The organism is Corynebacterium marinum DSM 44953 (assembly GCF_000835165.1).
GTDB classification, from domain to species: Bacteria; Actinomycetota; Actinomycetes; order Mycobacteriales; family Mycobacteriaceae; genus Corynebacterium; species Corynebacterium marinum.
In genome coordinates, this window is record NZ_CP007790.1 from 1,493,409 (window position 1) to 1,514,276 (window position 20,868).

The 20,868-nt window shown below is 67.7% G+C and carries 17 protein-coding genes and 1 pseudogene; 10 read left to right on the forward strand and 8 right to left on the reverse strand.

The annotated features are described in order from the left end of the window. Positions 1 to 113: 113 nt before the first annotated feature. Both B840_RS07185 and galE read left to right on the forward strand, forming a co-directional pair. Positions 114 to 794, forward strand: coding sequence for a metal-dependent transcriptional regulator (locus tag B840_RS07185; protein WP_042621580.1), 681 nt, complete (start codon positions 114 to 116; stop codon positions 792 to 794). Positions 795 to 800: 6 nt separating this feature from the next. Continuing rightward, positions 801 to 1,784 (forward strand): UDP-glucose 4-epimerase GalE, encoded by a 984-nt coding sequence (gene galE, locus B840_RS07190; RefSeq protein WP_042621581.1) that lies wholly within the window; start codon positions 801 to 803, stop codon positions 1,782 to 1,784. A gap of 1 nt (position 1,785) precedes the next feature. Here the strand turns inward: galE and B840_RS07195 are convergent, their stop codons facing one another. Continuing rightward, the gene (locus tag B840_RS07195; RefSeq protein WP_042621582.1) at positions 1,786 to 2,880 is read right to left on the reverse strand and encodes a DUF4192 domain-containing protein; all 1,095 of its coding nucleotides are present in this window, start codon (positions 2,878 to 2,880) and stop codon (positions 1,786 to 1,788) included. A 273-nt stretch (positions 2,881 to 3,153) separates the two neighbouring features. Here B840_RS07195 and B840_RS07200 point away from each other — a divergent pair, with 273 nt between their 5' ends. From B840_RS07200 to B840_RS07220, 6 genes and pseudogenes are all read left to right on the forward strand, one after another. Beyond that, positions 3,154 to 4,248 carry a PAC2 family protein gene (locus tag B840_RS07200; protein ID WP_084602853.1) on the forward strand — a complete coding sequence of 365 codons (1,095 nt, stop codon included), beginning with the start codon at positions 3,154 to 3,156 and terminating at the stop codon, positions 4,246 to 4,248. A 36-nt stretch (positions 4,249 to 4,284) separates the two neighbouring features. After that, on the forward strand, positions 4,285 to 6,822 hold the full coding sequence (locus tag B840_RS07205; RefSeq protein WP_042622603.1) for a DEAD/DEAH box helicase: 2,538 nt from the start codon (positions 4,285 to 4,287) through the stop codon (positions 6,820 to 6,822). Positions 6,823 to 6,974: 152 nt separating this feature from the next. Then, a complete protein-coding gene (locus B840_RS07210; RefSeq protein WP_052491122.1) occupies positions 6,975 to 7,541 on the forward strand; it encodes a PepSY domain-containing protein in 567 nt (188 codons plus the stop codon). Between the two features lie 176 nt (positions 7,542 to 7,717). Next, positions 7,718 to 8,218, forward strand: a pseudogene (locus B840_RS13950) (GntT/GntP/DsdX family permease); the annotation flags it as partial. 70 nt (positions 8,219 to 8,288) lie between these two features. Further along, positions 8,289 to 8,873: a GntT/GntP/DsdX family permease gene (locus tag B840_RS13955; protein WP_084602857.1), complete on the forward strand. Its 585-nt coding sequence runs from the start codon at positions 8,289 to 8,291 to the stop codon at positions 8,871 to 8,873. 25 nt (positions 8,874 to 8,898) lie between these two features. Continuing rightward, positions 8,899 to 10,233: a D-serine ammonia-lyase gene (locus B840_RS07220; RefSeq protein ID WP_042621583.1), complete on the forward strand. Its 1,335-nt coding sequence runs from the start codon at positions 8,899 to 8,901 to the stop codon at positions 10,231 to 10,233. Between the two features lie 82 nt (positions 10,234 to 10,315). On the opposite strand, the gene sucD is transcribed toward B840_RS07220, so the two are convergent. The 4 genes from sucD to B840_RS07240 form a co-directional block, all read right to left on the reverse strand. Continuing rightward, positions 10,316 to 11,200, reverse strand: coding sequence for a succinate--CoA ligase subunit alpha (gene sucD, locus B840_RS07225; protein WP_042621584.1), 885 nt, complete (start codon positions 11,198 to 11,200; stop codon positions 10,316 to 10,318). Between the two features lie 18 nt (positions 11,201 to 11,218). Beyond that, positions 11,219 to 12,391 carry an ADP-forming succinate--CoA ligase subunit beta gene (gene sucC / locus B840_RS07230; RefSeq protein ID WP_084602859.1) on the reverse strand — a complete coding sequence of 391 codons (1,173 nt, stop codon included), beginning with the start codon at positions 12,389 to 12,391 and terminating at the stop codon, positions 11,219 to 11,221. A 193-nt stretch (positions 12,392 to 12,584) separates the two neighbouring features. Continuing rightward, the gene (ahpD, locus tag B840_RS07235) at positions 12,585 to 13,109 is read right to left on the reverse strand and encodes an alkylhydroperoxidase, AhpD family (protein ID WP_042621585.1); all 525 of its coding nucleotides are present in this window, start codon (positions 13,107 to 13,109) and stop codon (positions 12,585 to 12,587) included. Between the two features lie 2 nt (positions 13,110 to 13,111). Further along, a complete protein-coding gene (locus B840_RS07240) occupies positions 13,112 to 13,708 on the reverse strand; it encodes a peroxiredoxin (protein ID WP_042621586.1) in 597 nt (198 codons plus the stop codon). A 146-nt stretch (positions 13,709 to 13,854) separates the two neighbouring features. On the opposite strand from B840_RS07240, the gene B840_RS07245 reads away from it, so the two are divergent. Beyond that, the gene (locus tag B840_RS07245) at positions 13,855 to 14,802 is read left to right on the forward strand and encodes a hydrogen peroxide-inducible genes activator (protein WP_042621587.1); all 948 of its coding nucleotides are present in this window, start codon (positions 13,855 to 13,857) and stop codon (positions 14,800 to 14,802) included. Between the two features lie 9 nt (positions 14,803 to 14,811). On the opposite strand, the gene B840_RS07250 is transcribed toward B840_RS07245, so the two are convergent. Continuing rightward, on the reverse strand, positions 14,812 to 15,870 hold the full coding sequence (locus tag B840_RS07250; protein ID WP_156971866.1) for a hypothetical protein: 1,059 nt from the start codon (positions 15,868 to 15,870) through the stop codon (positions 14,812 to 14,814). On the opposite strand from B840_RS07250, the gene hrpA reads away from it, so the two are divergent. After that, the gene (gene hrpA / locus B840_RS07255; protein WP_042621589.1) at positions 15,869 to 19,777 is read left to right on the forward strand and encodes an ATP-dependent RNA helicase HrpA; all 3,909 of its coding nucleotides are present in this window, start codon (positions 15,869 to 15,871) and stop codon (positions 19,775 to 19,777) included. The two genes, B840_RS07250 and hrpA, sit on opposite strands and share 2 nt — an antisense overlap. A gap of 7 nt (positions 19,778 to 19,784) precedes the next feature. On the opposite strand, the gene nrdR is transcribed toward hrpA, so the two are convergent. Next, a complete protein-coding gene (gene nrdR, locus B840_RS07260) occupies positions 19,785 to 20,276 on the reverse strand; it encodes a transcriptional regulator NrdR (protein ID WP_042621590.1) in 492 nt (163 codons plus the stop codon). A 79-nt stretch (positions 20,277 to 20,355) separates the two neighbouring features. Then, positions 20,356 to 20,724, reverse strand: a complete 369-nt coding sequence (locus B840_RS07265; protein WP_042621591.1) for a hypothetical protein — start codon at positions 20,722 to 20,724, stop codon at positions 20,356 to 20,358. Positions 20,725 to 20,868 lie beyond the last annotated feature (144 nt).

Consider the following 20,868-nt stretch of genomic DNA (forward strand, 5'->3'; position numbering starts at 1 on the left):
GGCCCCGTCCGACGGTCCAGCCCTGCCGCCCTCCCCGTACTCCGGGGAGGGCGGGTTTCTTGGGGTAGGCTTCTACCCATTGCCGGGACATACTGCAGAAAGGTTCTCCTGACGTGAAGGACTTGGTCGATACCACAGAGATGTATCTGCGGACCATCTATGAACTCGAGGAAGAGGGCATCGTTCCCCTCCGGGCCCGCATCGCGGAGCGGCTCGAGCAGTCGGGTCCCACCGTCAGCCAGACCGTCGCCCGGATGGAGCGCGACAACCTCGTCGTCCTCCGCCCGGACCGGAGCCTGGAGATGACCCCGGAGGGCCGCGAGCTGGCCACTGCGGTCATGCGCAAGCACCGCCTGGCCGAGCGTCTGCTCACCGACATCCTGGGGCTCGACATCCACCAGGTGCACGACGAGGCCTGCCGCTGGGAGCATGTGATGAGCGAGGCCGTCGAGCAGCGTCTCGTGGCCGTGCTCGAGGACGCCTCCCGCTCCCCCTTCGGCAACCCCATCCCGGGTCTGGCGGACCTCGGCGTGGCCGCCTCCGCCCCTGCCCCGCACGGCGTGCGGGCGGTGGATCTGCCCGCGGACCACCCCGTGGAGGCGAGGATCCTTCAGATCAACGAGATTCTGCAGGTGGACGAGCCGCAGTTCGCCGCGCTGTACGAGGCCGGCATCACCGTCGGGGCCACCGTCACCGTCACCCACCGGCACGGCACCGTGACCATCAGCTCCGGCGGCGCCGAGGTGGAGCTCCACCCTGACCTGGCCCACGCGGTCCGCGTGGAGAAGGTGTAACTGCAGATGAAACTCCTGGTCACCGGCGGAGCCGGTTATGTGGGCAGCGTGTGTTCGCAGGTGCTCGTCGAAGCCGGCCATGAGGTCGTGATCGTCGACAACTTCTCCACCGGCAACCGGGCTGCCGTTCCCGAAGGAGCCCGCCTCGTGGAGGGGGATGTCCGCGACGTGGCGGACGGTGTCCTCGCCGAGGGCGGGTTCGACGGAGTCATCCACTTCGCCGCCCGTTCGCTCGTGGGCGAGTCCATGGTCAGGCCCGAGGACTACTGGCAGCACAACGTGGTGACCACGCTGGTGCTGCTCGACGCCATGCGCGCCCACAATGTCGCCAACCTGGTGTTCTCCTCCACCGCGGCCACCTACGGCGAGCCGGAGCAGGTCCCCATCACCGAGGACATGCCCACCGCGCCGACCAACCCTTACGGGGCGACGAAGCTGGCCATCGACCACGCGATCACCTCATACGCCCGGGCCCACGGTCTGGGTGCCACGAGCCTGCGCTACTTCAATGTCGCGGGCGCATACGGGGACATCGGCGAGAACCGTGAGGTGGAGACCCACCTCATCCCGCTGGTCCTGCAGGTGGCGCTGGGCCACCGCGAGAAGATCTCCATGTTCGGCGACGACTGGCCCACCCCGGACGGCACCCCGGTGCGCGATTACATCCACATCCGCGACCTGGCCGACGCCCACGTCCTCGCCCTGGAGAGCAACCGGCCGGGCACCCACCGGATCTACAACCTGGGCTCCGGCGACGGCTACTCGGTCAAGCAGGTGATCGAGATGTGCCGGAAGGTCACCGGCCACCCGATCCCCGCGGAGGTGACGCCGCGCCGTGACGGAGACCCGGCCGTGCTCATCGCTTCATCAGAGAAGATCGGCGCGGAGCTCGGCTGGGACCCCGCCCGGACGGACCTGGAGACCATCGTCACCGACGCCTGGGCCTTCACCAGCCGTCTGGGCGACCGGGCCTGGTCCGCCCGGCGCTGATTCAGGCGGCCTCCAGCCCCACGCCGTCAGTGACGCCGTGTGCGGCGCGCACCAGGCGTGAGCCCTCGCGGACCGCCTCCAGGAGGGTGTCGAAGGCGCCGGCCCGACAGGCGTCGAAAAGCAGGGCGGACAACGAATGCCCGGGATCCTCGAGCAGGACCGCGGACAGTGCGGGCATAGCCCGCATGGAGAGCGTGAGTTCCAGCGCGCAGAGGGCGTAGAGCGCGAGCGCGTTGGAGCGGATGAACCCGTCGAAGGTCCGCGCCGCGGCGAGCAGGAGGCCGGCAGCGGGGGCCGGCTGGCGGAGGACCTCCTCGATGAGGATGTCGCGGAGGGTCGCGTTGCCGAGCATGGCGCCGACGGTGAGCAGTGGTTCCTCGTCCGCCATGAGGTCGGCGACGCTGAGGTCCTGCTCGTCGATCTCGGTGAGCAGAAGTCCGATGTCGGCGACCGCCCCCGCGAAGCTGCCCCAGATCCGGTCCTCGCCGCGATCCAGGGCGCGCAGCAGTTCCCGGGAGTGGCGGTGGGCGAAGTCGCTGAGCTGGTCGCATTCCTCCGGCGTGAAGGAGGGGTTGAAGCGGGCGAACTGTTCGAAGGTCTCCTCCCGGTTGAGATCCGGCAGCATGCCGTTGGCCAGGAGCGCGGACATGGCCTGCGACTGTGCGACAGGGGCGACGACGTCGTCGAGCCATTCTTCCGACCAGGCTTCTTCGCCGGGCCGGGGTGCCGGGCCGAAGGCGAGCTGGACCGGTTCGCCGGTGAGGATCTCCCGGGTCACCCAGCAGGCGTGGATCGGTATGACGGAGGTCCGGACCAGTGCGAACAGTGTGTCGAGGACGTCCTCGACCTCCTCCTCGCCGCGGCGTGTGACCACGAAGGCGAAGACCAGTTCCTCGCCGGACTGTTCGAGGGCTCGGGCGACGTCGGGGAGGTGGCGCAGGTCGTCGATGTCCAGCCGGATGACGGGACCGAGCCGGAAGCGGTGGCCCGCGCCGGTAGCGTCGAAAGCGGCGAAGATGACCGAATCGTGGGGGTAGAAGCCGAGGATGCCCGGCAGGTTGGCGGCGAGTTGTCCTGGTGAGCTGAGCGCTGTCATGCCTCCGACACTCCCCCACGCCCGGCCCCGGCGCGAGGGACCGCCCGTCCGCCGCGCCCGCACCTGTGGATGGCGGGTGGTTGTCCACACCCCGGGAAGCGCGCCGTGGCGGTGCGCTGGCAGATGGGGCAGGATGGTGCGGTTAGACTGGGGGGACGTTTTTCGCCTCCGCGGCGGCCCCCGGGCTGATGCCCGGGATTAATGTCGCGGGGGTCAGCGTTGCACTGGGTAATACCCCGAATCTGTGAAGATCAGCGAAGGAGGATGATGGGTATGCAGGACAATGAGCGCCGCATGTACGACTTGGAATACCCGGCCCCGGAGGTGGGTGCGGATCCAGCCGGCGGGCCTACTCTCATCGTCGCGCTGCAGGGTTACGCGGACGCCGGCCACGCCGTCGAATCCAGCGCCGACCATCTGCTGGCCGCGTTGGACTCCCGGCCGGTGGCGTCCTTCAACAACGATGAACTGATCGACTACCGTTCCCGCCGCCCCGCGGTGACCATGGACAACCACCGCATCACCGGCATGGAGAGCCTCAACCTGGGCATCCGGGTGGTGCGCGACACCGAGGGGCGTTCCTTCCTGCTGCTCTCCGGCCCGGAGCCGGACCTGCGGTGGGAGGCGTTCACCGAGGCGGTGGCCGATCTGGCGGACAAGTTCGGCGTGGAGAACACCATCTGCCTCTACTCCGCCCCGATGGCCGTGCCGCACACCCGCCCGCTGGTGGTCTCCGCGCACAGCAACACCCCGGCACTGGTGAACTCCATGTTCACCTACGACTCCAAGGTGGTGCTGCCGGGTTCCGCGTCGATGATGATCGAGCGCGCCCTGCACAAGCGCGGCCGCAACGTGGCCGGTTTCACCGCGCACGTCCCGCACTACCTCGCCGCCTCCCCGTACCCGGCCGCCACTCACGAGCTTCTCGACGCCGTCGCGAGGGCCGCCGGACTCGCCCTCCCGCTCCGCGCGATCGAGAACGACATGTCGCGCGTCGCCGGCCAGCTGGCGGAGCAGGTCGACGATTCCTCGGAAATCCAGCAGGTGGTGCACCTCCTGGAGAACCAGTACGACGAGGAGCTGGAGCGCTACCGCTCCACGCACCCGAAGGCGATGCTGCCCGGTGAGCACGAGATGCCCACGGGAGAGGAGATCGGCGAAGAATTCGAGCGTTTCCTCGCCGCCCTGGACTCCACCGAGGCTGCCAACTCCTCTGAGGACGTCGGTGGCCCGAAGGAGCTGCCGGAGGAGGCCGATCCGGAGGACGTCTACCCCGAGGACCTCGGGCCGGACGATTCCGATCCGGAGGACGTCTACCCCGAGGACCTCGGGCCGGATGACGACGAGGACCTCGACGACGACCGGTAGGGGCAGACTAGGGTTGGTTGGGTGAACCTCGCCCAGATGCTCCCCGACCTGACCGATGTCCCCGAGTCCCTCCTGGACGAGTCGATCTTCGACTCCTTCCTCGCCTGGACCCGCACCCGCGGCATTGAGTTGTACCCGGCGCAGGAGGAGGCGGCCCTGGGCATCCTCACCGGGGACAACGTCATCCTGGCCACCCCGACGGGCTCGGGCAAGTCCATGGTGGCCAACGCGGCGCACTTCATCGCCATGGCCCGCGGGCAGCGTTCCTTCTACACCGCCCCGATCAAGGCGCTGGTGAGTGAGAAATTCTTCGCCCTGTGCGAGATCTTCGGCCCCGAGAACGTGGGCATGATGACCGGTGACGCCACCGTCAACGGCAAGGCACCCATCATCGCGGCCACCGCGGAGATCGTGGCCAACATCGCGCTGCGCGACGGTGCCTCGGCCAGGATCGACCAGGTGGTCATGGACGAGTTCCACTACTACTCCGACCCGGAGCGCGGCTGGGCCTGGCAGGTGCCGCTGCTGGAGCTGCCGAAGGCGCAGTTCCTGCTCATGTCCGCCACCCTGGGCGACACCACCTTCCTGCAGGAGGACCTGACCTCCCGCACTGGCCGCGGCACCAGCCTCGTCGCCGGCTCGGAGCGCCCGGTGCCGCTGGACTTCTCCTACGTCTACACCCCCGTCCACGAGACCATCGAGGAGCTGCTCGAGGGCGGCAAGGCCCCGATCTACGTGGTGCACTTCTCCCAGCGGGAGGCCACCGAGCGGGCCCAGGCCCTGACCAGCCTGAAGATCATCGACGACGACACCAAAGCCCGGATCGCCGCCGAGATCGGCTCGTTCCGCTTCACCACCACCTACGGCACGCAACTGTCCCGGCTGCTGCGCCGGGGCATCGGCGTCCACCACGCGGGTATGCTGCCCAAGTACCGCCGCCTGGTCGAACGGCTCTCCCAGACCGGCCTTCTCAAGGTCATCTGCGGCACCGACACCCTGGGTGTGGGCATCAACGTGCCCATCCGCACCGTTCTCATGACCGGGTTGGCGAAGTACGACGGTACCCGCCAGCGCATCCTCAAGTCCCGCGAGTTCCACCAGATCGCCGGGCGGGCGGGCCGCGCGGGCTACGACACCGAGGGCACCGTCGTGGTCGAGGCCCCCGAGCACGAGATCGAGAACTGGCGCCTGCGCGAACGCGCCGGCACCGACCCGAAGAAGCTGAAGAAGCTGCGCCTGAAGGCCGCGCGCGAGGGCGACGTCACCTGGTCGGAGAAGACCTATGAAAGGTTGACCACCGCCGACCCCGAAGCGATGAGCTCCCAGTTCCGCATGACCAACTCCATGCTGCTCAACGTCATCGCCCGCCCGGGCAACGGTTACGACCACCTCAAGCATCTGCTGCGCACCAACCACGACACCCGCGCCAAGCAGAACCGCGACATCCTGCACACCCTGGAACTGTTCAAGGGCCTGCTCAACGCCGGCATCGTGGTCAAGGCCGACGGCCCGGATGGCAGGGACGGCGAGGGCCGCCCCTACCACCTGACCGAGGACCTGCAGCGCGACTTCGCCCTCAACCAGCCGCTCTCCCCCTTCGCCCTGGCCGCGCTCACGCTGCTGGACAAGGAATCCGAGACCTACACCCTCGACGTCATCTCCACGTTCGAGGCGATTCTCGACGACCCCCGCCCCCTCCTCCAGGCCCAGCAGAAGCAGGCCCGCGGAGAGGAGATCGCGGCACTGAAGGCCGAGGGCGTGGACTACACCGAGCGCATGGCCATCGTCGAGGACATCACCTGGCCCAAGCCGCTGGAGGAAAGCCTCGAGGAGGCCTACGACACCTTCGCCGAGGGCCACCCCTGGGCCAAGGAATTCGAGCTCTCCCCGAAATCCGTCATCCGCGACATGATCGAGCACGCGATGACCTTCTCCGACCTCATCGCCACCTACGGGCTGGCCCGCTCGGAGGGTGTGGTGCTGCGCTACCTCACCGACGCGTGGCGCACCCTGCGCCAGTCAGTCCCCCTGGAGGCGCTCAACGACGAGCTCGAGGACGTCATCGAGTGGCTCGGCGAGCTCATCCGCCAGGTCGACAGCTCGCTTATCGACGAGTGGGCCCAGATGGGCGACGAGGACGCCCCCATCTCCAAGGAGGCCCTGGAGCGCGAACTCGCCTTCGGACTGGAGGACCCGACGGCGCTCACCTCGAACAGGCGCGCCTTCACCATCATGGTGCGCAACCTCATGTTCCGCTTAGTGGAGCTCTTCGCCTGGGAGAAGGAGGATCGGCTGTCCGCACTCACCGAGTATCTCGAGCGCGCCGACAAACCCGACTGGGGAGCCGAGCTGGACGCCTACTTCGACGAGTACGCCGACCTGGACACGGGGACGGACGCCCGCAGCGGCGAATATTTCACCCTCACCCAGGAGGGCCGGGAGTGGAGCGCCCGGCAGATCATCAAGGACCCCGAGGGGGACAACGCCTTCCAGCTGCTCGCGGTGGTGGATCTCGGCGCCTCCGACGAGGCCGGCGAGGTCAGGCTGAAGTCGCTGGAGATGGTCCGGCGCTAGGCTCCTCCCCGCCGGGGGAGGCCGGGCTCCCCGCTTTCCCAAACCGTTATGACAATTCCTCCCCAATTGCCCCAAAACTCACTCTTTTGACCGTAGCGTGGGAAACATAACTTCATGACATTGTTTCCTCGATCCATCCAGGAGAGTGCCACATGAACACCCGTCTGATGAAGTCCATGGCGGTCGCAGCCAGCGCCGGACTATTCCTCGCAGCCTGCACCGACACCGACGACACGGCCGCCGACGACCCGGGCACCGTGACCACCACTGCCGAGACGCCTGGTGCGTCGCCGGTGGAAACCACCATCACCACCGCGGACACCCAGGACCAGATCGAAGGAGAGGATCCGGTCTTCCGGGTCATTGACGCAGTGATGGCGGAGTACCCCGACGCCATCATCGTCGACATTGACCGTGAAGATGACGCGGACAGCTACGAAATCGACGTGGTCGAGGGCGAGGACCTCATCGAGCTGCAGGTCGACTTCGACGGCACCCTCCGCGAGGATGACCGCGAGGGCGACGGCGAGATGGTCGTCCGCGCGCAGGACGCCACCGTCACCGCCGAAGACGCCATCAACCAGGCTCTTGAGCTGCATCCGGAGGGTCTTCTGGATGAGGCCGAGCTCAGCGATGAGGACGGCACCCTGCAGTGGAGCATGTCGCTTGACGACGCCGACCGCAACGACCTCGCGGACGTGGACGTCGCCGCCACCTAAGGCTCCGGCCACCGACCGCCCTCAACCCCGCCAGGAACCGTGGCGGGGTTTCCTCATGCCGGCACTCCGGGAACAATTGATCACGTCCAGGACTTTTCTATAAGACTCATTAATTTGGGCTACTTATAGTCTTTTTGGTCATCTCATCATCAACCAAGGTAGGGAGGGGAGGCATCATGACATCCACCGCCGGACTGGTCGCAGTCCTGTTACTGGCCATCCTCCTCATCGTCTTTCTCATCGTCAGGCTCAAGTTCCACGGTTCCATCGCCCTCACCATCGCGGCCCTGGCGGTCGCCCTGGTCACCCAGGTTCCCCTGGGTGACGTCGTCGCCGTCATCGAGGGCGACGTCGGCGGCACGCTCGGCTTCCTCGTCCTGGTCATCGGCTTCGGCGCGGTGCTGGGCAAGATACTCGAAGTCTCCGGCGGCGCCGAACGCCTGGCTACCTCGATGCTGGAGGTCTTCGGCGCCAGGCGCGCGCCGGTGGCGATGTCATTCCTGGGCCTGATCGCCGGCATCCCCGTCTTCGTCGAGGTCGGCTTCGTGCTGCTCGTCCCGCTGGTGTTCGTCGTGGCCAGGGCCGCGGGTCTCTCCCGGGTCGCCGTCGGCCTGCCGTTGGCGATCTCGCTGATGACCGTCCACTGCATCCTCCCGCCCCACCCCGCCGCCACCGCCATCGCCGGGACCCTGGGGGCGGACATCGGCATGGTGATCATCATGGGCCTGATCGTCGGCCACCGGCGGGGTGTCCACCCGCACCGCCACGCGCGCCGTCGAAAAGCAGGATACGAAGGTGCTGCCGGGCTTCGGCATCACGCTGCTGACCATCCTCCTTCCACTGCTGATCATGGTGGCCAAGACCATCGCCCACCTGCTCGTCGACCCGGAGTCCACCGCGGGCGAGGTCATCGGATTCATCGGCAACCCCACCGGCGCCGGCGGCGGATTCAACGCGGTGCTCACCGCGTCCGGCGTGGCCCCCGGGCTCGCCGACGCACTCTCCGTCCTCCCCGTCAGCCCCATCATCCTGGCGTGGCGGATCGCGATCATCCTGCACTTCGCTGTCGGCTCCTCCACCGTCGCCATGATCTCGGCCGCGGGCATCGTCCTGCCGATGATGGCCGCCTCCGGCGTGTCCCCGGAGATCACGGCCCTGGCCATCGGCGCCGGCGCCATCGGCCTCACCCAGGTCACCGACTCCCTGTTCTGGATGTACCAGTCCTACATGAAGATCTCGGTCCAGCAGTCCATCAGGACGCCCTCCGTCGGCACCACCATCGCCTCCGTGGTCGCCCTCGGCATGGTGCTCCTGCTCTCCCTGTTCTTCTGACCCGCCCCCTGAAAGGATCGTGCGCATGACCGTCCACAAAGCCCCCGACACCGCCGCCCTCACCGAGCAGTTCCCCCTGATCAAGGACCTGCAGGCCCTGAAGGAACTGTCCTGGTTCAACCCGGCCGCCACCGCCACCATCGCCACCGACGGCCTGGCCAGGGTAGGGCTGACCGACGCCGCCATCCAGGACGCCGCCGACCGCCTCAAGCGCTTCGCACCGTACCTCGCCGAGGTGTTCCCGGACGCCGCCCGGACCTACGGCATCCTCGAATCCCCGCTCGTCGGCGTACCTGTCCTCCAGGCCACGCTGAACCAGCCGGGCCAGCTGTGGGCCAAGCTCGATTCCCACCTGCCGATCTCCGGGTCCATCAAGGCCCGCGGCGGCATCTACGAGGTACTCGCGCACGCCGAGAAGATCGCGATCGAGGCCGGCCTGATCACGATCGACAGCGACTACCGCGAGCTCAATTCCGACCAGGCCCGCGAGCTGTTCTCGCAGTACAAGGTGGCCGTCGGCTCCACCGGCAACCTGGGCCTGTCCATCGGCATCATGAGTGCCACCCTCGGCTTCCAGGCCAGCGTCCACATGTCCGCCGATGCCCGCCAGTGGAAGAAGGACAAGCTGCGTGAGCACGGCGTCAACGTCGTGGAGTACGACTCCGACTACTCCGTCGCCGTGGCTCAGGGACGCGCGGAAGCGGAGGGCGACCCGACGACCCACTTCGTCGACGACGAGAACTCCGTCACCCTCTTCCTCGGCTACGCAGTTGCCGGCGCCCGCTTCGCCGGCCAGCTGACCACCTACGACATCCGCCCCACCGTCGAGCGCCCCCTGTTCGTCTACCTGCCCTGCGGTGTCGGCGGCGGCCCGGGCGGCGTGGCCTTCGGGCTGAAGGCGGCGCTGGGCGACGCGGTGCGCTGCATCTTCGCCGAGCCCACCCACTCGCCCGCCATGCTCCTCGGCGTGCACACGGGACTGCACGACCGGGTCAGCGTGCAGGACTTCGGCATCGACAACCTCACCGCCGCCGACGGCCTCGCCGTGGGCCGGCCCTCCGGGTTCGTGGGTTCGCGGATGGAGCTGCTTCTCGACGGCTTCTTCACCATCGACGACGACAACCTCTACCGCCTGATCAGCCTGCTCGACGAGACAGAGGACCTGCGGATCGAGCCCTCCGCCGCAGCCGGCCTGACCGGCCCCGCGCGCGTGGCGCAGGACCCGGAGTACCTGGGGTCCCTGGACCTGGATGCGGATTCGCTTGCCGAGTGCACCCACGTCGCCTGGATCACCGGCGGCTCCATGGTGCCGGAAGCCGAGATGGCCACCTACCTGGCGAAGGGTAAGTCGCTGCGCTGATTTCCGGACTTGGGGGCAGGATCGATCGCACACCCCGTCGCACCTCGCCGCGGCTCTGGCATGCTCCCGGCAGCCGCTCCCCCTACAACCCCGCCACGATCTCCCGCATGATGTCGGCCGTCTCCGTCGGGGTGGTGCCCACTCGCACGCCGGCGGCCTCCAGGGCCTGTTTCTTGGCCTGGGCGGTGCCGACGGAACCGGTGACGATGGCGCCCGCGTGCCCCATGGTCTTTCCCTCGGGGGCGGTGAAGCCGGCGACGTAACCGACGACCGGTTTGGACACGTTCTCCCGGATGAACTCAGCGGCGCGTTCCTCGGCGTCGCCGCCGATCTCGCCGATCATGATGATCGCCTTCGTGTCGGGGTCGGCCTCGAAGGCGGTGAGTGCGTCAATGTAGGCGGTGCCGATGATGGGGTCGCCGCCGATGCCGAGTGCGGTGGAGATGCCGACGTCGGCAAGCTCGAACATCATCTGGTAAGTCAGGGTGCCGGACTTGGAGATCAGCCCGACCGGGCCGGGGCCGGTGATGTTGGCGGGGATGATGCCCGCCAGCGAGACGCCGGGCGTGATGATGCCGGGGCAGTTGGGGCCGATGATGCGCGTGCCGCCGACCTTCCTGGCGTGCGCGAGCGCCTCGGCGGAGTCCCGGACCGGGGTGCCCTCGGTGATGACCACGGCGAGGGGGATCTGTGCGTCGATGGCCTCGAACATTGCGTCCCGGACAAAGCGGGCGGGCACGAAGATCACCGAGACGTTGGCGCCGGTTTCCGCCATGCCCTCTGCCACGGTGCCGAAGACGGGCAGTTCGGTGCCGTGCAGGGTGATCGTCTGCCCGGCCTTGCGCGGGTTCGTGCCGCCGACCACGTCAGCACCCGCGGCGAGCATGCGGGCGGTGTGCTCCCGACCCTCGTTGCCGGTGATGCCCTGAACAATGATCCGGGAGTTCCCGTCGAGAAAAATCGACATGGTTTCGTCCTGCGCTTTCTAATCGACGGCCGCGGCCAGTTCGGCCGCCTTGTCGGCGGCCTCGTCCATGTTCCACACGCCGGTCACGAGCGGGTGGTCGTACTCGGCGAGGATGCGGCGCCCCTCGTCGACGTTGTTGCCGTCGAGTCGCACGACCAGGGGCTTGGTGGCGGTGTCGCCGAGCTCCTCGAGCGCCCCGATGATGCCCCGGGCGACGTCGTCGCAGGCCGTGATGCCCCCGAAGACGTTGACGAAGACGCTTTTCACCTGTTCGTCCCCTAGAACGATTTCCAGGCTGTCGGTCATGGTCTCCGCGGAGGCGCCGCCACCGATGTCGAGGAAGTTGGCCGGCTTCTGACCACCGTGGCGCCTGCCGGCGGCGGCGACCACGTCGAGGGTGGACATCACCAGGCCGGCGCCGTTGCCGATGACTCCGATGGAACCCTCGAGGGTGACGTACTTGAGGTGTTTCTCCCTGGCCTTCTGCTCCAGCGGGTCCAGGTGGCCGGCGGCCGCCGAGAGCGCCGCACGGTTGCCGTGGCGGAAGGCCGCGTTGTCGTCGAGGGTGATCTTGGCGTCGAGCGCGATGATCTCCCCTGCCTCGGTGAGCACGAGGGGGTTGACCTCCACGAGCGTGGCGTCCTCCTCGCGGTAGACCTCGTAGAGCTTCTGCAGGACGGGGATCACCTTCTCCCCCACTTCGGCGGGGAAACCGGCGGCCTCCACAATTCGGCGGGCCGTCGCCTCGTCGACGCCGGTGAGCGGATCGACTTCGACGCGGGCGAGCGCCTCCGGCCGATCCGCCGCCAGCCGCTCGATGTCCACCCCGCCCTCGGTCGAGCACATCGCCAGGTAGGAGCGGTTCGCGCGGTCGAGCAGGAGGGAGAAGTAGTACTCCTGGGCGATGTCCGCCCCCTGCGCGACCATCACCTTCTCCACGGTGTGGCCCTTGATGTCCATGCCGAGGATCTCCTCGGCGGCGGCCCGGGCCTCCTCCGGGGTCGCGGCGATCCGGATACCGCCGGCCTTGCCGCGGCCGCCGGTCTTCACCTGCGCCTTGACCACGGTCACTCCGCCGATGCGGGCGGCCGCCTCCCGGGCCCCCTCCGGGGTGTGGGCCACGATGCCCGCCAGCACCGGGACGCTGTGGGCGGCGAACATGTCGCGCGCCTGGTATTCGAAGAGGTCCACGTCGTATCCCCATCCCCGGCCCGGGTGGGCCACGTTCGGTTGTTCGGGCACTGGCTACTGCCCAACACGCTACCAGCGCCCGGGCGCCGCAAGCCCGGACCGCCCGGTGTCCGGGCAGCACAAAACGCCGCCACCCGCAAGGGGTGGCGGCGTCTGCGGCGCTGGGATCAGCGGACGTCGATAAGCGGGAAGCTTAGCGGGCGGCCTCGACCTGCACGGTCTGGGCGACGGCCTCGACGACTGCGGCGACCTTGACGGCCTCCCAGACCTGTTCCTTGGTCAGACCGGCTTCACGCACGGTGTTCGAGTGCGCGACCAGGCAGTTCTCGCAGCCGTTGATGGCGGAGACCGCGGTGGACCACAGCTCGAAGTCGACCTTCTCCACGCCCGGCTTGGAGATGATGTTCATCCGCAGGCCGAACTTGACCTGGGTGTAGTCATCGCCGAGAAAATGCTTGGCGCGGTAGGCGACGTTGTTCATCGCCATGACGGTCGCGGCACCGAGGGCTGCCTCGAAGGCTTCGTCGGAGAGGTGCTCCTTGGCCTCCTCGGCGATCTCGGAGAACACGGTGTCGTTCTTGGTGGCGGCGGCGGAGGCGAGAAGGGTGCCCCACAGCTGCTGCTCGGTGAGCTCGGTCGAACGGGTCAGGGAGCCCAGGTTGAGCTTCTGATCTTTCGCGTACTCCGGAAGGGAACTCTTCAGGTTATCGATCGACATGTTTACTTCAGCGACTCCTGGACGACGTCCATCTTGTCGATGTTCTTGGTCGGGTCGTTGGCCTGCCAGTTGCAGGCGCAGACCTCTTCGGACTGCAGGGCGTCGAGGACACGCAGGACCTCGTCGACGTTGCGGCCGACAGCGTCCGGGGTGACGGAGACGAACTGGATGATGCCGTCCGGGTCGATGATGAAGGTCGCGCGGTCGGCGACACCGTCGGCGTTCTCCACGCCGAGCTCACGGATGAGCTCGTGCTTGATGTCGGTGAACATCGGGAACGGGACGTCCTTCAGCTCCGGGTGGGTCGCACGCCAGTTGAAGTGGGAGAACTCGTTGTCGGTGCTGCCGCCGAGAACCTGGGTGTCGCGGTCCTGGAACTCCTCGTCGAGCTTGCCGAAAGCGGCGATCTCGGTCGGGCAGACGAAAGTGAAGTCCTTCGGGTAGAAGAAGACGATCTTCCACTTGCCGGGGTACTTGTCCAGGGAAACGGTCTCGAAGTAGTCCTCCGGCTGCTGGGCGTTAGCCTCGTGCAGGTCGCCGCCCTTGAGGGCAGTGAGCTGGAACTCGGGGAACTTCTCTCCGACGGTCATGATTGCCATGCGAATATCTCCTCTGAAAAAGATTGTGTGACGGCGGTCACGGAATGATCCTACGATTGGACCGTTCCGAAGCCACGTACCATTATGCACGGTTATTCCGGTGCCGTCAATAAATAATCTTATGGAGTTATTGTAGAGTCATAGGCATGAACAATAAGGAGTACCGTCCCACCCTCTCCCAGCTGCGGACCTTCGTCACCATCGCCGAGAACAAACACTTCGGCACCGCCGCCACCAAGCTGGGCATCTCCCAGCCCTCCCTCTCCCAGGCGCTCGTCGCCCTGGAGCAGGGCCTGGGCATCCAGCTCATCGAGCGGTCGACCCGCCGGGTCATCGTCACTCCGGCCGGCGAGGAACTCCTCCCCTACGCCAAGGCCACCCTCGACGCGGCCGACGCGTTCCTGGCCCACTCCCGCGGCACGCACGGCACCCTCATCGGCCCGCTGACCATCGGCATCATCCCGACAATCGCCCCCTACCTCCTCCCCTCGCTGCTCACCTCCATCAACGAGCACTACCCGCAGCTCGAACCCCACATCGTCGAAGACCAGACCCGCCACCTCGTGCAGATGCTCCGCGACGGGCAGATCGACCTGGCCGTCATGGCCCTGCCCTCCGAAGCCACAGGCGTCGCCGAGGTGCCGCTCTACTCCGAGGACTTCGCCGTGGTCGTCCCCACGGGCCACCCCCTCGCCGGCCGCACCGATCTGGGCCTGTCCGACCTCGACCAGCTGGACCTCCTGCTTCTCGACGACGGCCACTGCCTCCACGACCAGATCGTCGACCTGTGCCGGAAGGCCGACCTCAACCCCACCGAGGCGACCAACTCCGTGACCCGCGCATCTTCGCTGACAACGATCATGCAGCTGGTGGCCGGCGGCCTGGGCGCCACCCTCGTCCCCGTCTCCGCGGTGGGCACCGAGTGCAACCGCCCCGGGCTGGCGATGGCCAACTTCCGCACGGACGTCACCGCAGAGCGCAGCATCGGTCTCGTCTACCGCACCTCCAGCTCCCGCGCCGAGGAATTCAAGATCCTCGGCACACTGGTCACCGCCGCTTTCCACACCTCCGTCGCCGAGCCCGCGACGGTGTAGGCGACGTTTCTAACGCACCGGCTCCGGCAGGAGGCCGCCGGCGGCCTGGCGGTACAACATCGCCTGGGCCAGCAGGAGGACGGGACCCAGGACGATCAGCGCCAGTCCCAGGGTGAGGACCGCTGCGAAACCGACGACGACGCCGGCCACCAGGTTGAAGGCGAGCAGTCGACCGTAGTTGCGCAGACCTGCACGGAAGCCCGCGACGATGCCGCCGCTGAATGTCGCCTTACGGTCGATCACGAACCACACCATGAACGTTGTCAGCGGCGCGACGAGCACCGCGACCACCAGCAGCACGGCGAGGCCGGCGAACACGGCGCCCAGCGCCGCCAGCGCCTCGTCGGTGGAAGCCAGCTGATTCTCCGCGACCGGGTTGCCGGCCAGGAACAGCGGCATCGCGATGATGGCGAAAACCACGCTCGACACGACCTGCAGGACGACAGTCAACGCGAAAGCGGGCCCGAAGTTGACGTTGTCGGTGAAATCGCCGAACCCGATCTTCTTCCGGTCCACCTGCCGCAGGGCGCCGTGGTAGACGAACACCATCAGGGCGGATGTGAGCAGCGCCATCAGCACCTGCGCGACCTGGTAGCCGAAACCGCCCTGGACTCCGCCGCCGCTCAGGCCACCGAACGCCAGGTCCACCAACGCGGAGGTGCCCATGACCACGACACCCACCGCCACGGCGCCGAGGATCCACAGCACCCAGTTCCGGATCACCGTGCCGAAGGCCCAGCTCACGGCCTCCATCGGCTGGACCTTGCCGGTCCCCCGCGCCTGACCGTAGGCCGGCTGCTCGGCGTAGCCGTACCCGGCGTAGTAGTCCGGGTTGCCAGGGCTGCCGGGGTTGCCGGAGCCGCCGTAGCCCGGGGTGTCCTCCGGGTGCGGGGTCGAGGGGTAGGCGGGATAAGAGGGCTGAGAGGGGTCCTGCGGGCGCTCGGACGACCGGTCCTCGGAGGGGTCATGGGGGGTGGACATGTGTCTGCCTTCCTGGAAACTTACGGTCTGGTACGCGACCAACGATAGGCCACCGGCGATGAGCCGGTAGGATTCAGCGTCAGCCATGAGTACCTCTTCTGATGCCCCGGTCACCCGCGACGCCCTCTTCGAGCGCCTCGCGCACGTCTCGCTCACCGACGAACGCTCCATCCGCCGCCGCCTGCACAAGGCCCGCACCCCGCAGGCGTTGGCGGCGATCGCCGCGGACGTGGAACGGGCCGCCGAGAAGGTGTCGTTGATCGACGCCGGCGTCCCCCCGATCGATTACCCGGAATCGCTGCCGGTCTCGGCCCGGCGCGAGGACATCGCGGAGGCGATCAGGGACAACCAGGTCGTCATCATCGCCGGCGAGACGGGTTCGGGCAAGACCACTCAGATCCCCAAAATCTGCCTGGACCTGGGCCGTGGCCGCCGCGGACTGATCGGCCACACCCAGCCGCGCCGTCTGGCCGCGCGCACCGTCGCCGAGCGCATCGCCGAGGAGATCGGGCAGGAGATCGGCGAGACCGTCGGCTACGCGATCCGTTTCGACGACCGCGTCTCCTCCACCTCCGCCGTCAAGCTCATGACCGACGGCATCCTCCTCGCGGAGATGCAGCGCGACAGCTTCCTCAACAAGTACGACACGCTCATCATCGACGAGGCCCACGAGCGCTCCCTCAACATCGACTTCCTGCTGGGTTACCTGCGCCGCCTGCTGCCCAAGCGCCCGGACCTGAAGGTGATCATCACCTCCGCGACGATCGACCCGGAGCGCTTCGCGGAGCATTTCGCCGCCGCCGACGGCACACCAGCCCCCATCATCGAAGTCTCGGGGCGCACTTTTCCCGTGGAGATCCGCTACCGGCCGATGGAGTTCGAACGCGACGGCAAGGTCGTCGACCAGGATCCCCTCGACGCGCTGTGCGAGGCCTGCGAGGAACTCATGCTCGAGGGACCCGGCGACATCCTGTGCTTCTTCCCCGGCGAGCGCGACATCCGCGACGCCATGGAGGCCATCGAGGGCAGGAAGTGGAAGGGCGTGGAGGTCACGCCGCTGTTCGGCCGCCTGTCCAACCAGGAGCAGCACCGGGTGTTCCAGCCGCACTCCGGCCGGCGCATCGTCCTGTCCACCAACATCGCGGAAACCTCCCTGACGGTCCCCGGCATCCGCTACGTCGTGGACACCGGCACAGCCCGCATCTCGCGCTACTCCACGCGCAACAAGGTCCAGCGGCTGCCCATCGAGCCGGTCTCGCAGGCCAGCGCCAACCAGCGCTCCGGGCGCTGCGGCCGCGTGGCCGACGGCATCGCCATCCGCCTCTACTCTGAGGAGGACTTCGCCTCCCGGCCCGAGTTCACCGACCCGGAGATCCTGCGCACCAACCTCGCCAGCGTCATCCTGCAGATGACGATGATGCGCCTCGGCGACATCGCCGAGTTCCCTTTCGTCCAGAAACCCGAGAACCGCGCCATCCGCGACGGCCTGCTGCTCCTGCACGAACTCGGCGCGTTGACGGACGAGGAACGCAACGGCGAGCCGGTGCTCACCCAGACCGGCCGCGACATCGCGCGCCTGCCCGTCGACCCCCGTATGGCCCGCATGCTCGTGGAGGCCAACCGCCTCGGCGAACTCGACGCGGTCCTGGTCATCGTCTCCGCCATGACCATCCAGGACGTCCGTGAACGCCCCATGGAGCAGCAGGCCCAGGCCGACCAGAAGCACGCCCGTTTCAAGGACGCGAACAGCGATTTCCTCAGCTTCCTCAAGCTGTGGGACTACATCAACCAGTCCCGGGACGACCTCACCGGCAACGCCTTCCGGCGCCGAATGAAGGACGAGTACCTCCACTACATGCGTATCCGCGAGTGGTACGACCTCGTCCGCCAGCTGCGCGAGGTCACCCGCCAGCTCGGCTGGTCCGCGCGCCACGACGTCGCCGGCGACCGCAGCCCCGACGCGATCCACCAGTCCCTGCTCGCCGGCCTGCTCTCCCACATCGGCTCCCGCGACGGAAACAGCCGGGAGTTCAAGGGCGCCCGCGGCACCCGATTCATGATCTTCCCCGGCTCCTCCCTGGCCAAGAAGCCGCCGGAGTTCCTCATGGCCGGCGAGCTCGTGGAGACCTCCCGGCTGTGGGCACGCGACGTCGCGAAGATCGAACCCGCCTGGGTGGAGAAGCTCGCCGGTCCGCTACTGCGGCACCAGCACTCCGAACCCAGCTGGTCCCGCAAGCGGGCCTCCGGCATCGCCCACGAAAAGTCCACCCTCTACGGCGTCACCATCGTCGCCGACCGGGTGGTCCCCTACCACCGTGTCGATCCCGAGGCCGCCCGGGACATGTTCATCCGGCACGCCCTCATCGAGGGCGACTGGACCACCCACCACACCTTCTTCCATTCCAATGTGGAGAAGCTCGAGGCCGCCGCCGAGATCGAGGAGAAGGCCCGCCGCCGCGGCATCATCGTCGACGAGGACACCCTCTTCGACTTCTACGACTCCCGCCTCCCCGCCACCATCACGACCGGCCGGCACTTCGACACCTGGTGGAAGAAGGAGCGGCAGGCCAACCCGGAGCTCCTCGACTTCGACCCCGATTCCCTCCTGGGCGCCGACGCCGGAGAGATCACCGAGGAAGCCTTCCCCGACAAGTGGCGCAAAGGCAGCATCGACTACGACCTGGAGTACCGCTTCGAGCCCGGCCACCCGCAGGACGGCGTGACCATCCTCGTCCCCATTCCCCTGCTGGCGGGAATGGACCGCGAAGGATTCGACTGGCTGGTGCCGGGGCTCCGCGAGGAACTGCTCACCGAGCTGATCCGCACCCTGCCCAAGGAATTGCGCAAAACCGTCGTGCCCGCCCCGGATTACGCTGCGCGGGCCCTGCCCCGGCTCATCCCCTACGAGGGGCCGTTGGTCGAGCAGTTCGCCGGAGTGCTGCGTTCTCTCGGCGGGCGGCAGATCACGGCCGAGGATTTCCGGTCCGCCGCCCTGCCCGCACACCTGAAGATGACCTTCGGGGCAGTCGACCGGCGCGGCAAGGTCGTCGACGCTGACAAGGACCTCGGCGCGCTCATCCAGCGCAACGCCGGCTCGATCAGGTCATCCGTGAGCAAGGCCTCGCGCACCAGCGAGGCCAAGGCCGTACCCAAGTGGACTCCCGAGAATCTGGGCACCGTCGCCGAGGAGGTGCAGACGGTGGTCGACGGCCACGAGGTCACCGCCTACCCCGCGCTCGTAGCCGCCCCCGGCGGCGTGGAGATCCGCGTGTACCCGACCAAGGCCGCCGCGGAGGCCTCCATGATGACCGCGACGCTGACCCTGCTGCTGCGCGAGATCTCCGTCAACGCCAACCAGATGACCAAGGGGCTGCCCCTGCAGCAGCGCGTGGCGGTGGACAACTACCCCCACGGCGGTGCGGCCGGTTTGGTCGAGGACGCGCGTGTCGCCGCTATCCGCGACCTCATGATCCAGCACGGCGGACCGGTGCGCTCCCCGGAGCAGTTCGAGGAGCTGAAGAAGACGGTGGCTCCCGAGGTGGCGGGCGCCGTCCGGCGCACCGTGGTCACTATCGCGCCGGCGCTCATCGAGTACCAGTCCGTCGCCGAAGAATTGTCCCGCTGGAGCGGCGCCGCCATCGACGACATGAAGGCTCAGCTGGAATTTCTCCTGCCGAGGAACGCCATCACTCTGCACGGCGCCGCCCAGCTGCGTCACCTCCCCCGCTACCTGCAGGCCGTGCGCATCCGTCTCGACGAGATGGCGCAGGACCCAGGCAAGGACGCCGACCGGCAGGACGAGGTCGAGGAGGCGCAGTCTTACCTCGCGCTGCGGCTGGCCCGGCTGCCCAAGGGCAGGGAGAAGACGCGCGAGGCCAAGGACATCCGGTGGATGATCGAGGAGCTGCGGGTCAGTCTGTTCGCCCAGCGTCTGGGAACTGCGCGGCCCATCTCGTTACGCCGGATCCAGAAGGCCGTGGACAAACTGCGCTGATCCGGACTCAGCCTCCGAGCGGCTCGAAGGAGTCCGCCGCCGCCTCTTCCTCCCGCGCGCGGCGGCGCATGAGACGGATCTCCGACTCGAAGTCCTCGGCGGATTCGAAGGACTTGTACACGGAGGCGAAACGCAGGTAGGCGACCTCGTCGAGGGCGCGCAGAGGTTCGAGAATGGCCAGCCCTATGTCGTTGGCGTTCACCTGCGAGCTGCCCTGGGCGCGCACCCGCTCCTCCACCTCCTGTGCCAGCCGTTTGAGGGCGTCATCCGAGACGTCGCGGCCCTGGCACGCCCGGCGGACACCCAGGACGACCTTGTCCCGGCTGAACGGTTCCGTCACTCCGTTGCGTTTGATCACCAGCAGGACCGCCTTCTCGATCGTGGTGAATCGTCCCTGGCAGCTGGTGCACTCGCGTCGGCGGCGGATGGCGGCTCCGGCGTCGATGATGCGGGAGTCGATGACACGGGAGTGGTCGTGATGACAGAACGGGCAGTACACGGCGTGTCTTCAGAGCCTTTCAGGAGAAAACCGGGGGAACGGACTGTGGCACCGATCCTACTCCCCGGGAGGCGCGGTTCTAACGCGCCTGCTGCACCGTCCAGGAACCGCTGTCCGCGGGATAGCCTGGCGATCCCGGCGCCGGCTCATCCCCGGCGCCGAGCAGCGAGGCACTCACCACCGCCAGGCCCAGCAGCGCACCGAGCAGGTAGGTGAGTCCGGTTTCCTGCCAGTGGCGCCCCTGGGCCCGCGCGACATGCTCCCACTGACCCTCATTTTCCTCCCGACCCTGCGTTCTATCGACGCGCCGCAGGGTTCGAATGCCGCGGACGGAAGCGGCGGGCTCGTGAAATCCGGAAGGCTCCCACACGGCGGCCGCGCGGACCGGACCCTGAAGGGAAGTTGAGGGGCTTTCACCTGGGCGGGAGCGGTGGAGGAACGCGGTCACGGCGGGGTCCTTTCGTTGCTGAATGAGAGGATATCGGGGCCAGGCGACACTTTCGAACAGAGGCACCGTTCAAGTGTTCGAACTAGCCGATGTGTTCGATTAAAGCACCCGTTCGAAATTTTGTCCACAGATCAGCCGCAGCAG

Excerpts from the sequence above, each read along its gene's own strand:
- galE (WP_042621581.1), top strand. The coding sequence starts at position 801 with ATGAAACTCCTGGTCACCGGCGGAGCCGGTTATGTGGGCAGCGTGTGT.
- B840_RS07195 (WP_042621582.1), bottom strand. The coding sequence starts at position 2,880 with ATGACAGCGCTCAGCTCACCAGGACAACTCGCCGCCAACCTGCCGGGC.
- B840_RS07200 (WP_084602853.1), top strand. The coding sequence starts at position 3,154 with ATGCAGGACAATGAGCGCCGCATGTACGACTTGGAATACCCGGCCCCG.
- B840_RS07205 (WP_042622603.1), top strand. The coding sequence starts at position 4,285 with ATGCTCCCCGACCTGACCGATGTCCCCGAGTCCCTCCTGGACGAGTCG.
- B840_RS07210 (WP_052491122.1), top strand. The coding sequence starts at position 6,975 with ATGAACACCCGTCTGATGAAGTCCATGGCGGTCGCAGCCAGCGCCGGA.
- B840_RS07220 (WP_042621583.1), top strand. The coding sequence starts at position 8,899 with ATGACCGTCCACAAAGCCCCCGACACCGCCGCCCTCACCGAGCAGTTC.
- sucD (WP_042621584.1), bottom strand. The coding sequence starts at position 11,200 with ATGTCGATTTTTCTCGACGGGAACTCCCGGATCATTGTTCAGGGCATC.
- ahpD (WP_042621585.1), bottom strand. The coding sequence starts at position 13,109 with ATGTCGATCGATAACCTGAAGAGTTCCCTTCCGGAGTACGCGAAAGAT.
- B840_RS07240 (WP_042621586.1), bottom strand. The coding sequence starts at position 13,708 with ATGGCAATCATGACCGTCGGAGAGAAGTTCCCCGAGTTCCAGCTCACT.
- B840_RS07245 (WP_042621587.1), top strand. The coding sequence starts at position 13,855 with ATGAACAATAAGGAGTACCGTCCCACCCTCTCCCAGCTGCGGACCTTC.
- hrpA (WP_042621589.1), top strand. The coding sequence starts at position 15,869 with ATGAGTACCTCTTCTGATGCCCCGGTCACCCGCGACGCCCTCTTCGAG.
- B840_RS07250 (WP_156971866.1), bottom strand. The coding sequence starts at position 15,870 with ATGGCTGACGCTGAATCCTACCGGCTCATCGCCGGTGGCCTATCGTTG.